Source organism: Rhodopirellula sp. SH410 (assembly GCF_055811895.1).
The window spans coordinates 4930049-4942612 of the sequence record NZ_CM147949.1 but is presented as its reverse complement, the minus strand read 5'-3'; the positions used below and the strand labels follow the sequence as shown (position 1 = coordinate 4942612).

Below are 12564 nucleotides of genomic sequence, written 5' to 3'. Positions count from 1 at the left end.
TTGAAGCCGCCCAGCCCCAAAAAAACAGCAAAAACACGCGATGAGCACGATTGAGTCCCAAGATCCCGTCCTGTGGGAAGCCATGCAATCCGAAGCGACCCGTCAGCAAGACGGTTTGGAGATGATTGCCAGCGAGAATTACACCAGTCCCGCGGTCATGGAAGCGGCCGGTAGCGTGCTGACCAACAAATACGCCGAAGGTTACCCCGGTCGCCGCTACTATGGCGGTTGTGAGTTTGTTGACGTGGTCGAATCGCTCGCCATCGATCGAGCCAAGGAACTCTTTGGCGCCGAGGCGGCCAACGTGCAGCCCCACAGTGGCTCGCAGGCCAACGCAGCGGTCTATCTGGCAGCCCTGGAAGTGGGCGATACCGTCATGGGGCTGGACCTGGCCCAAGGCGGCCACCTGACCCACGGCATGAAGCTCAACATGAGCGGCCGGTTGTACCATTTCGTCAGCTACGGCGTCGATGAAAAACACCACCGGTTGGACTTTGACCAGATCGCGAAACTCGCTCGGGAGCACAAACCGAAATTGATCGTGGCAGGGGCGAGTGCTTACCCACGCGAAATCCCGCATGCGAAGTTCAGGGAGATCGCCGACGAGGTCGGTGCCAAGCTGCTCGTCGACATGGCGCACTATGCCGGTCTCGTCGCGGCCAAGATTCACGACGACCCCGTGCCGCTGGCCGATTATGTCACCACGACGACGCACAAAACGCTCCGTGGCCCCCGCGGTGGTTTGATTCTCTGCAAGTCCGAGCATCTGCCGCTGGTCAACCGCAACGTGTTCCCCGGAACGCAGGGCGGTCCATTGATGCATGTGATCGCGGGGAAAGCGATTTGTTTTGCCGAAGCGATGACGGATGGGTATCGCGCCTACGGGCAAGCCGTTGTGAACAATGCCAAAACGCTCGCCGACACCTTGCTCGCGACGGGATTGCGGTTAGTCAGTGGTGGCACCGACAATCACCTGATGCTCGTTGACGTGACGACCGTAGGGCTGGGCGGAAAGCAAGCCGAAGCGGTTTTGGATGCGTGCGGAATCACGGTCAACATGAACATGATCCCATTCGATAAACGCAAGCCGATGGATCCATCGGGCATTCGCATCGGCACCCCCGCTCTGACGACGCGTGGCATGGGCGCTACCGAGATGCAGCGAATCGGTACGTGGATTCATCAGTCGCTTAGCAGCCCCGATGACGCGGTCCTGCACCAATCGATCCGCGGCGAAATTCGTGACATGTGTGCTAACTTTCCGGTGCCCGCTGCGGCTGGTCAAACCTGTGGTGTTGCATGATGAGTAGCCGTATCCTGATCGCTGACGATAATGCAGCCAATCGCGAGTTGCTCGAGGCCTACCTGGTTCGCGTCGATTGCGAACTCGAGACCGCCGTCGATGGCGCCGACACACTCGCGAAAGTGGAATCGTTCCATCCCGATTTGATTTTGCTCGACGTGATGATGCCGCGACTCAGCGGATTTGAGGTGTGCAAGCAGATCAAAGAGAATCCGGCGACCAGCCAGATCATGATCTTGATGGTGACGGCCCTGAGTGAACTCGGTGATATCGAACGCGCCGTGGCGGCGGGGACCGACGATTTCCTGAGTAAGCCAGTCAATCGAGTTGAATTGGTCAAACGGGTTGAGAACATGTTGAAGCTGAAAGGCACAACGGACGAACTCGAGCGACTGCGACAGTACATCCAAGAAATGGAAGAGCGATAGGGTGCTCGAATCGCTGTGCCTGATGCCTCCGAAAATCGGGCAAGTACGCCGTGGTATTTCGCCTGCTCCGGCGGACATGTTGCTATCGCGTCGGGCCGGGTCGCCGATCCTGTTTCCCTCACCCTTGTTCTGGGATTCACCGCCCTGGCATACCTGGCCGCCTGTCGTTGCGGAGGCGATCTTTCTCGCGATGCAGTCGCGGGGGCTGCTCGTCTCAGCCCTGGAAAGTGAATTGGGGCGGGTGGCAGGAACGGGGAAATCCCAGCCTGACGTCGCTTCCACAGCAGCGATGCCGGCGGATGTGCCGCACGCGAAATCGACAGTTGCCACGAAAGCGGCGCAGCGAGCGCCGACCGACTGCGAGCTCGGCATCCCACGGATGTTGCCATATCGAAACGAACGGTACGGTCTCGCCGATGTTGATTTTGATCACGCCATGGTCGTTGATGTCCAAATCTCGCCACGCCGCGATCATTCGGGACGCTTTGCTTATTCGGCGATGCAATTGGGACGCTGGGAAGCGACCCCCGAAAACCAGCCGTTATCCGGAGGTGGTTGGATCCCGGCGATGACCCTGCCGCCCGATGTTGCGGATATCGACTACCTGAGTTCCAAGGTCGCGCAGTTACGCGTGCTCGCCCCGGATGCCGCCATCGTGATGAGTGTCACACCGGAATGGATCGACGATCACCTGGCCGATCTGATTTCAGCGGGGCCGGATGCCATTCTGATCCGGTTGGGGCAAATTCGCATGGCGGGCATCGCCTTTGCTCAGTTCACCCGGCGACTTCTCAGTCGAGTCGAAACGATCCAAAAGGTTCCGATCTGGCTCGCCCCACCCAAATCGCTTGCGAAGAAACCGCTGAGTGTCTCGGATTCCATCAAAACGATTGCGCTCGGTGTTTCGGCCGTCGCCGTCGATGGTTGGCTTGATGCAGTTCTTGAAGAATTTGACGAGATTGCCGCTCCTTCGTCCTTCACCTCCGATCCGCTTCGCATGGTGATGGCGGAGGTGGAAGAGATTCTGTCGCGGCGACTCGATCCGGATCTTGAGCATTTTGCGGGATTACTCTCCACGCTCGTCCATGAACAACCTCGCGACCTGTTGGGCACGTTCGACCCTGAGATTGCACATCTGCTCGACCTGCCGTGTGTGGGCCGGTTGTGAGAATGGCTCAGCCCCACTGATTTGCTAAGCACCGGCGTGCACGTTAACGAGTAAAACGTCGCTGAACCGCGAGGGGAGCTTGGTCGGTAACCTCCGTCGCGAGAGGGACGGCAGTATGCGGCCGGGAACCCGGGCCGTTTCGCGAGGAGCAACACGATATCTTTAAGGCGTGACAAGGCCCCCCTAGGGAATGTATACTCTTGGTTTGTCTTGGTGCACCGCCCGGCATCGATAGAATGGCGTGGACGGAAGCGGTTTTCGACATGAGCCGACGTGCGCCCTCGCGTTCACTGCATCAGCGCCCTGGCGGCATCGAAACGCGATCATTTTCCAATCCGACCCCCTTGACGGGAGCCCACTACTGATGAGCGAGTCTTTCGACCCGTATCACAAACTGCTTGGGATCTCGAAGCGGGATCAGCCACCCACGTTGTACCGGTTGCTCGGGTTGGAGTCCTTCGAAGCCGACCGGGAGGTCATCGATGCGGCGGCGAACAAACAGATGTCGTATCTGCAAGGTTGCTGCAACGGAGACCACGCCGAGAGTGCTGAGCAGTTGATCAACCAGGTTGCTGATGCGCGTTTGCGTTTGCTCAACCCGACGTCGAAGGCCCAATACGATGAGCAATTGCAGGCGTCCGAGGTCCAGCGGCAACCTACCGCATCTGCGGTGCCGCTCTCGCAACGAGCCGCTCCGATTTCGATCAACCCCGCTCCGAGCATCAACACCTCTGCCGCTGCCACACCGCATGTCCGGACCCATCGCAAGACGCGTCATAAGCGTTCGAGTTGGGGCCACTGGATCGGTGGGACATTCATGTCGTGCTCGCTGATTTTGGTAGCGTGGATGATGGGTTTGATTGGCGGCAGGACAGCGAACAAAACGGGGGCTCCGATTTCGGCCAAGACAAGTATGGATCGCACGGGCGTGCCGCTGGTCGCGGGCGAGGCAGCTCGCACTCGTCCGCCGCGTTCGTCTGGACCAGCCACCGATCATTTGGCGTTCGATGCCCGCACGTCAGCGAACCAGGCCGACGTCCCACCGTCGATTCAGTTGGAGAATGGTTCGTCGACTCCGCCGCCCCCAATCGCGTCGATGGCCACGATGTCCGCGGAAGATAGCGAGCAACTCGATGGGTTCCGGGCCTTGGCGAAATCGCCCGTATCACCCGGGTCTACCGACCGTCCAAATGCCGATTCAAATACTGGTGGTCGCAATATGTTGAGTCGCGGGCAGAACACGGGGGCGCGTTTGCCGGTCCCGGACGAAGCGCAGCTCGCCGCCGCCACCGCGGAAGTTCAGGCCACCTTCTCGTCGCAAATCAAAGCGGCCAAAACGCCACATGAAAAACAGCATCTCGGAACAGTGATCGATGAGCTCGCCCTCGAGACCAGTCCACCGGCGGCCCGATACGCATTGTTGAAAACCGCTCTGGACACCTTCATTCAGGCCGGTGATTTCAACGGTGCGATGTTGGCGATTGATCAGGTGCAGGGACTCTACGAAGTCCCGGCGTTTGACAAACGCCTGCAGGCGATGCAGGAACTCGAGCGGGTGCTGTACCGACCGCTCGATCAAGTTGCGATGGCCGATCGGGCTGAAATGATGATGGATGAGGCCATGATGCAGGACGATTACGCAACCGCCAGCGAGTTGTGCGTGATCTGTAAAAGGTTGTCGAAAGACCTGCGAAATAGCGACATGGCAACTAAGTTCTCGCTCCGATTGAATGAAATCGAAACGCTTCAGGATCAACACCCCACCGTCATCTTGGCTCGCCAGCGGCTCGAGAGTGAACCCGACAACGTCAAAGCGAATGAGTTTCTCGGACGATTTTTGTGTTTTGGAAAGTCACAGTGGAACGAGGGCTTGCCCTATCTCCAGCGCGGCGAGGACAATGTACTTAGTGAACTCGCCGCAGCGGATCTGCAATTGCAGGCGAGCGCCACTGAGATCGAACAGGTCGCGTCCCGTTGGTGGGAATTCTCGGCCGCCGCCGACGATCAGATTCTGGTGGGGCGAGCGAGCCGCCAGCGTGCGATTGATTTGTATCGGCGGGCAATCGCTCACGGACTCGCGGGTCTCGACAAAGCCGCTGCCGAGAAACGCATCGAATCGGTGCAGCTCGCATCAGGTTCCGACCTTGCCATTTCGCGAACACCGAACGCGGAACAGGGGGAACCCAAACGCCCGCGAGGTGTGCCGCCCGCAGCGATCTACTTCAACGGCAATTGGTATGTGTTCTCGAACCAGATGATCAATCAACCTAAAGCGATTGCGATCGCCCAAAAGGCGGGCGGGCGTCTGGTCGTCGTTCGCAGTCAGGCCGAACATGACTTCTTGGTCGCCAATGCGAAGCGTCCGCTGATGCTCGGGATGTCACGCCGCGATGGCGTCTGGTACGACGCCCTGAATGAACGTCAGTATTTTTTCTTGTGGGATGCTCGCAACGGGCAACCCGAGCCCGACGGAAGCGAAGCATGGGCGGCGATCTATGATGGCCGTTCCCTGTGGCATGACTTCAATATTCGACCTATGTATTTTGCAATTGAATGGGGACGCGAGTGATGTCTGATCTCGCAAAGTCACGACCGACCGGCAAACAGGCGACCGGCAAACGACCGGCCGGCAAACAAGCTGCACCGCTCGGAATTGATCTGGGAACCACCTTCAGTTGTGTCGCCCAAGTCAACTCGCGGGGTGTGCCGCGAACGCTGCCCAATGCGGACGGCGATCTGATCACCCCCAGCGTCGTGTTCTTCGATGCAAATGATTGCGTGGTCGGCAAGGAAGCCAACAAGGCGGCATTTGTTAAACCCGAGATGATCGCCCGCTGCGTCAAGCGTGAGATGGGCAAGTCGATGTTCTGGAAATCGTTCGCCGGCGACAGCTATCCGCCCGAAGTGATCCAGTCACTCGTGTTGGAGAAGCTCAAACGAGACGCTCAGCTCAAAGTCGGTCCCGTCTCCGATGCCGTGATCACCGTCCCCGCGTACTTCAGCGAGCCGAAACGGCGGGCGACCCAGGATGCCGGCCGACTCGCGGGCCTGAATGTGCTCGATATTATTAACGAGCCGACTGCGGCAGCGATCGCGTTTGGCGTCGAAGAAGGGTTTCTCGATGCGGGCGGGGACGCGAAATCGGACGAAACGATTCTCGTTTATGATCTTGGCGGTGGCACGTTCGACGTCTCGGTGGTGCAAATTGAATCCAAACGCTTTCGAGTGCTTGCTACCGACGGCGATTTTCAACTCGGTGGCATCGATTGGGATCAAAAGATCGCTCAACAGATCTCGGCGGACTATTTCCTCGAACACCTCGCCGACCCCAGTGAAACTGCCCTCGGTGAGCAGCGGCTATTGCGGGATGCCGAGGACGCCAAACGCTCGCTATCGACTCGTCAGGAGGTTCAGATCCATTTTGAACACGCGGGCAATTCGGTCAGCATGCCACTGACGCGAAAGGCATTTGAACACATGACCGCGGGGCTGCTCGAGCGAACTCGCTTCACCACGTCGAAGGTCGTCCGCGATGCCGGATTAAAATGGAGTGATTTGACAAGGATCCTATTGGTGGGCGGATCAACACGAATGCCCGCGGTCGCGGAAATGCTCGAGCGCGAAAGTGGGATGCGAGTCGACCGCAGTCTCGCTGCGGACGAGGCCATCGCCCACGGCGCCGCGATTTACGCCAATCTGCTGACCGGGTCGCAGCACAACGGTACGAAATTGACGCTCGACGACGTCGAGATCACCAATGTCAACTCGCATAACCTCGGCGTTCTGGGATTAGAAAAAGCAACCGGCATGCAACGCACGAAAGTCCTGCTGCCCCGCAACACAGCCCTTCCAGCGAGACAAGGGGCTGCGTTCACCACGGCCGAAGATGGGCAAAGGAGCGTGGCGGTGAAAGTGGTCGAGGGCGGCGATGCCGGTGGTAATCACGCAACGCCAATCGGCAAGTGTGTGATTCGCGGCTTGCCGCCGGGACTGCCGGAGGGGACGCAAGTTAACGTCGTTTTTCAGTACGCGAACAATGGCCGGCTCAAGGTTTGTGCGACCATCCCCAGTCTGGGTAAGGCTGCCAAAATCGATATCCAACGCGACTCCCGAGTGTCCGATCGCAAGCTCGATGAGTGGGGGAAGCGAATTCGGAACCGCACCGGAGCCGCCGCTGATGATCTCGATCAGAACGATGATCTCGATCAGAACGGTGTTTCGTCAGCGGGCGAGGTGCCCGACGAAGTCGACTTCACAGACGTGTTCGACATCGATGATTTTTTGAAATAGGCGACCGGCTCAGCGATCCGCCTACTTTGCTTCGGCGCGCCACCAGGATCGTTCTTCGCTGTTGGTGTCGTCGCGGTGCGCATGTCGTAGCGGCTCGTCGGCCGTCTCGGTTTCATACACGCGATCTTCTTCGGCCAGCCATTGATTGCGGGCTGCCTGGGCAGCTGCTTCATCAGCATCGATGTGGCCATCGGCGGGCTCGCGTTCGAACCAGGCCCATCCGATCGCATCCTCGGCGACTTCGGTCTCGACGACCGGCTCGGGCACAGGCTCCTGGATCACTCGCACGCGCGGTAACGGTTCAGGCTTTGCCGGCTCGATTCGCTCCAACTTAATTTGCGGCGCCCTGCGGCGGCGATGTTGGCGATGCAGTCGTTCAAACGCAAACTGATATCGCGACTTGGGTGGTTTGGCCGCCACCGGAGTGGACGCGAGATTTTCGAGGACGAGTGAGGCGGGGCGGATAACCGGCAGCGGTGCGGGTGCCGGAGGCGGAACGACGACCGGGGCCGGAACGATTTCCGCAACCGGTTGCGGCTCTTCGACTGCCTCGGCTTCCTCTTCGTATACTTCTTCTTCAGCGGCTTCTGGTTCGTACTCCTCCTCTTGGAGTTCCTCGACAGCGGCTTCGGGTGGTGCCAGGAGATGGGCGCGTCCAGCGGCACCCTGGGCTGGCAACCCGCGGACTTCCACGCCAATTTTATGGAAGATATCAACGATATGTGCGTGGCAGGTGAACATCATCACCTGATGTCCGAGTTCAGCAAACGTTTGCAGTGTCCGCGCGGCATGCTCAGCACGGGCACCGTCAAAGTTGACCAAGACATCATCGAGCACCAAGGGCAGCATCACGCCACGGCGGGCATAAGCGGCCGCCAGCGATAAACGCAGTGCGATGAAGACCGCCTCGCCTGTGCCTCGGCTGAGCACATCGAGGGGCAGTGAGTTCCCTTCGCTATCGTCAATCTTGAGCTGGTTGGTGCCCAGCGGTGTCCAGATTCGTGTGTACTTGCCGTCGGTCAATTGACGCAAGAACGACGAGGCTTCGCGGAGTGTCTCTGGTTGACGCTCTCGCTCAAAGGTTCCACACACGTCTTCCAGCAGACTGCTCGCCATGGCAAGCGTCTGCCAGCGGCGGGCGAGCTGGTCGAGCTTGCGTTCAACACATCCGAGTTCGAGACGTGCGGTCATCAAGCGATCATCGTCACCGAGTTGTTTCATGCTAGCGGCGAGTTCGCCCTGTGCCGTTTGCATTGCGGAGATTCGGGTTTCGGTTTCGCTCATCCTCGTTGTCAGCGATTCCCAGCGGCGTTCGAGGTCGGTCGATTTGACACCTTCGATTTCGCGAGCCACATCATCGTACTGGATCGATGCCCCGACCATCGCTCGAATCTGTTTGTCGAGTTCGTCGCGTTCGCTTTGCAATTGTGCGAGCGTCGATCTGCGGTCAACGATTTGGTAGAACTGCTCGGCGGTCGCGACACCGCACTTGGCCCACAGGGCTCGGCGTTGTTGTTCGGCGCGTTCAATTGCACTGGCGTGGACCGCATGCTGTTTCTTGTGCTGCAGATCCTGAGCCTTCAAATCACGACGCTGTTTGATCCAGTGCTGCTGGCGTGCGAGTTCCTCGTGGAGATGGTTCAGTTGATCGAGCGGATTCGATCGCGATTTCAGCGATCCGGAGACGTGATCGTCTTTCTCGAGCGCTGCGCCTTTGGTCGCGCGTGAGTCCGTTCCTCGAAAGCGTGCTTTGTCCGTTTCGTTTGGTTCAGTGGCATCTCGCGCCGATGCGGCGGCGTCTTCCGACGCGTCGAGAGCTTCGACGTAAAGCGTTTCAATTCGTTTTGCGATCGTTTGTCTCTCGCGTCGGCGTTGCTCACGTTCTTCACGAAGGTCATTCATGCGTCGCAAGCTAGCCTGCAGCGTTTCGTAGCCATCACCGAGCGCGCGGATGCTCTTGGGGGACAGTGTCGTCGACAACCCGAGATGATCGAGTGTTTGGGTCCACTCTCGTCGTGCCGTCTTCAAATCGTCTGCGGCCCGGGTGGCGCGAGCATAGGAGGCCTTGTAGGCTTGCTGAGCGGCTTCATGGGAGTGATAGATCGGCAATGATTCTTCAAGGTCAGCGAGCAGCGATTCGGATTCGCGCAGTCGTGCTTCGAGCGCTTCGTTGCTGGCGGGCAGGTGTGAATTATGGTCTTCTCGCTCGGACTCGATCTCGCGGATCTGTCGCCGGACACTCTCAATCTGTCGTTCACAATCATCGAGATCTGCCTCGGTACTGCGCTGCCCCTTCTCACGGCTGAGGTAAAACAGCAGCAATGCCATTCCGCCGAACAGGATCCACAACATGCCGTGGGTGGGATTCGGCCGCGCCACGAACATCGTGATTTGGCAAACGTTGAACAAGCCATAGGCGACGGCAACGCCGCCGAACATGAACGGCAGTCCCAACTGGAACATCTGGTCAACCGGCAGCGCCTCGTCCGTCGTCAGCTCGATGGACTCACGTTCGAGATCACGAAAGTGCCTCGTCAGCTTTTCCAGGTGCGTGCCGAGTTGGATGCGATGCCGGAGAGAGGAGATATTGTCGTTCTCGCGGCGGATCGCTTGTTGCAAATCAGTCGCGTGGGCCCGAGTTAAGATGTCCTGCAATTTCGCAGCGTGTTTATCGGCTCGTTCCTTGTGTGTCTTGCCTTCGGTCCGCGCTTGCTTGAGAAGGAACGACTGCTCTTTGACGTTCTTGGCTGGCCCCGACAGGGTCGATAGGGTTTGCCGCGAGAGATCGGGCAGAGCGGTCAGGTCACCTTCGGCGATTTGCGTTCGTTCGTGTTCATCCAAGCCAAGTCGGTCAGCGTCGGCGGCAACGAGTTTGCGGGCCTTGTCGATTTGGACATCGATCCGATCAATCTGTTCCTCGAGTGCTTCGACCCAGGTGGCTTGCTGCGTGGCGGCTTCGATGCGGCCCTGCAGATCAAACAACCGCTTATTGACCGGTAGTTGATCGGCTTTATCTCGCAGTGAACGGCGGCGACTGCGAATTTCTTCGACCTTTGCCTTGCGTTCCTCGATCGACGCCTCCAGCTGAACGAGCTGCGAGGGCGCCTCGTCAGGCAGATTGACTTCGCCCTGGATCGCAGTGATCTTCGCATCGATCTTGGCGCGGTTTTGCCATGGTTCGAATACGCTGGTTGCAATTTCGACACAGCGTGCCTCCCGCTCCCATGCAACCATCCGGCCGCGGAGGGAGTCGATCTCTTCGCTTTGCGTACGCCGCTGCGTCGCCAATTCGCTCCAACGGCGAGTCTGCCCGCTGAGTTTATGGATTTCATCACGCAGCTTTTCTCGCCGGTTGAGCATGCCAGTGAGTCGGTTCACGGCCGCATCTTCTTCGGCGGGTGAGGCAGCACCCTTGCCAACCAACTCGCCCCGCCCTGCGCGTAGGCTGCGCAGCACATCGACAAGCGAGACCCGGTCCAAACCGCTGCTGAGCTTATATAGCTCATCCGCCGCCGAGGTGTCATCGAGCGAACTGAGTTCCTGCAGCTCGCGAATTCCAATCGCGAAGACGTTCGTAAAGATGGGCTCGTCGATTTGGCCGAGCAGCATGCTCAGGCGATGTTGACCCTGGCTGAGACCATCGGTGCCCGTCACGCTCAAACGCCCGACCGTGTCCGCATCGGTTAATTGGCTGTGCCGACGGATTTCATAACCGCCGCCGGGGCCGGTGACACGAATCGCCCCACCGGGTGTGCCGCCATAGATCGGTGGCAGATATCGAGAGCGCCGCTCGGGGGTGAAGCCGTACAGCATCGCCCGGAGGAACTGCATCAACGTCGTCTTACCAGCCTCGTTGGGGCCGTAGAACAACGTCATGCCTTCGCTGAGCGAGTCGACACTCAGCCCGGTCCAGACACCGAAACCATCAATTTGGATATCTTTGATTTTCATGATTTGCGTCCCCAGGATGGTTTGCCGCCGCGAAGCAATTCAACGCCCAGCAGCGTCGCTTCGTCGAGCGTCTCATCGCGATGTTGGGCTGGCAGATCTCCGAGCAACGTCGCTGCCGTGCTGGAGAGTTCGGCGTGTTCTTCGGTGAACGGCATCAGATTGATCTGGCGAGACGGCGTGCTGCCCGCCGCGGAATCTTTGGCGGAGACGCCCTTGGCTGTCCCTGATCCGGATTTGCGGAACTTGTCACTCGCTCGCAAAAAGTCGCCGAGAATCGTGTCTTCTTCACGCCAAGACTTCGGATAAATTTTGGGCGGTCGCACCGTCAGGCGTGTCGTCCAAGCGGCGGGATTGCCGTTGCCATGATCGCGGCGCAGTTGTCGCAGCAGTTCGACCGGGTCGCCCACCGCCGAGATCATTTCGGGGTCCGATAGGCTGACGTCCCATGCAACGAGCAGATGCCGGCCGCCATTTTCATTGGCGAGTGTGGCGATCTTTTGCCCCAATAGGTTGCGCAGGCTACCGACGCTGCGAATTTCCTCGGCGTCAATTGTTTCTTGGCAGTATCGAAAGGAGTCTGATTCAACGCGATGCACTCGCGCCGTGTGCTCGGCATCGACGTCGACAACGCAGTACCCGTGCGGCCCGCTCTCGTCGAGCCCGCGGCCCTGTGGTGATCCCGGTTGGATGGCTCCGGCTGGTGCTCCACCCTCGATTTCGTTGTAATTGTGGGCTCCGCCGAGTGCCCAGTAATCCATTCGGCCGGCGGACAATGCATTCGCATCGGCGGCGCCATAGCCGACGCCAATGGTGAATTCGTCGCTGACCTCGGCTTGGAAACCGGGCACGTGCAGCGACGATCGGCCTTCGCTCGAGCGGCCGACAAGCGAGCAGATCGCCCGTCCCGCCCGCTCATAGGTGATCGACAGTGCTTTGTCTCGTGGAAACAGTGTCACGTTGGGCGGAAGCGGTACCGCTTCTGGCCATTGTTTGGGGTCATCGGCGATTCCGGCGGCCCAATAGACCGGTTTTTTGGCCGCGTGCAGCTTCTCGAAATTGTCCAGCAGCAGGGACATGCCGTGCGGGCCGGCGGCGACCGGATGCAGTAAATCGCCGCTCAGAACAAGGAAATCGATATTCGTCGCCAGCGCTGCTTCGAAGACAGCGGCCGCCGCGTCTCGGGGAGCCGTCGCCAGGGCATCTCGCAAATTCGGTGGCAGTTGATCCAAATCACCGAGCGGCGTCTCTAAATGAAAATCGCTGGCGTGGATAAAGCGAAAAGATTCTCCCGACATCGTTTCCTCCCTGAAAACGTCGCGTCGCGGCAAGTCGACCGCGTCAAAATGGCATCATGCCGTGAAACTTTAACGAGTTTCCCAATATTTAGCAAAATCAATTTGCCGGGAAACTCGCAGAAGTTTTGC

General features: G+C 59.0%; 7 protein-coding genes. 5 read left to right on the top strand and 2 right to left on the bottom strand.

Annotated elements, in window-relative coordinates:
* Positions 1-40: 40 nt before the first annotated feature.
* The 5 genes from SH410x_RS18010 to SH410x_RS17990 all read left to right on the top strand — a co-directional run bounded on the left by SH410x_RS18010 (position 41) and on the right by SH410x_RS17990 (position 7189).
* On the top strand, positions 41-1303 hold the full coding sequence (locus SH410x_RS18010; protein WP_473669544.1) for a serine hydroxymethyltransferase: 1263 nt from the start codon (positions 41-43) through the stop codon (positions 1301-1303).
* Complete coding sequence (locus tag SH410x_RS18005; RefSeq protein ID WP_473669542.1) at positions 1303-1731, top strand: response regulator; 429 nt, start codon at positions 1303-1305, stop codon at positions 1729-1731. The genes SH410x_RS18010 and SH410x_RS18005 overlap by 1 nt, the downstream gene beginning before the upstream one ends.
* Before the next feature lie 22 nt (positions 1732-1753).
* A complete protein-coding gene (locus SH410x_RS18000; protein ID WP_473669540.1) occupies positions 1754-2899 on the top strand; it encodes a hypothetical protein in 1146 nt (381 codons plus the stop codon).
* 364 nt (positions 2900-3263) lie between these two features.
* A complete protein-coding gene (locus SH410x_RS17995) occupies positions 3264-5468 on the top strand; it encodes a C-type lectin-like domain-containing protein (RefSeq protein ID WP_473669538.1) in 2205 nt (734 codons plus the stop codon).
* Positions 5468-7189 carry an Hsp70 family protein gene (locus SH410x_RS17990; protein ID WP_473669536.1) on the top strand — a complete coding sequence of 574 codons (1722 nt, stop codon included), beginning with the start codon at positions 5468-5470 and terminating at the stop codon, positions 7187-7189. The genes SH410x_RS17995 and SH410x_RS17990 overlap by 1 nt, the downstream gene beginning before the upstream one ends.
* Before the next feature lie 21 nt (positions 7190-7210).
* Here SH410x_RS17990 and SH410x_RS17985 read toward each other — a convergent pair whose 3' ends face one another.
* On the bottom strand, positions 7211-11140 hold the full coding sequence (locus SH410x_RS17985; protein ID WP_473669534.1) for an ATP-binding protein: 3930 nt from the start codon (positions 11138-11140) through the stop codon (positions 7211-7213).
* Positions 11137-12435, bottom strand: a complete 1299-nt coding sequence (locus SH410x_RS17980; protein ID WP_473669532.1) for a metallophosphoesterase family protein — start codon at positions 12433-12435, stop codon at positions 11137-11139. Before SH410x_RS17980 ends, SH410x_RS17985 begins: the two co-directional genes overlap by 4 nt.
* Positions 12436-12564 lie beyond the last annotated feature (129 nt).

Coding starts and splice junctions, on each gene's coding strand:
- SH410x_RS18000 (WP_473669540.1), top strand. CDS start 1,754: ATGCCTCCGAAAATCGGGCAAGTACGCCGTGGTATTTCGCCTGCTCCG.
- SH410x_RS17985 (WP_473669534.1), bottom strand. CDS start 11,140: ATGAAAATCAAAGATATCCAAATTGATGGTTTCGGTGTCTGGACCGGG.
- SH410x_RS18005 (WP_473669542.1), top strand. CDS start 1,303: ATGAGTAGCCGTATCCTGATCGCTGACGATAATGCAGCCAATCGCGAG.
- SH410x_RS18010 (WP_473669544.1), top strand. CDS start 41: ATGAGCACGATTGAGTCCCAAGATCCCGTCCTGTGGGAAGCCATGCAA.
- SH410x_RS17980 (WP_473669532.1), bottom strand. CDS start 12,435: ATGTCGGGAGAATCTTTTCGCTTTATCCACGCCAGCGATTTTCATTTA.
- SH410x_RS17990 (WP_473669536.1), top strand. CDS start 5,468: ATGTCTGATCTCGCAAAGTCACGACCGACCGGCAAACAGGCGACCGGC.
- SH410x_RS17995 (WP_473669538.1), top strand. CDS start 3,264: ATGAGCGAGTCTTTCGACCCGTATCACAAACTGCTTGGGATCTCGAAG.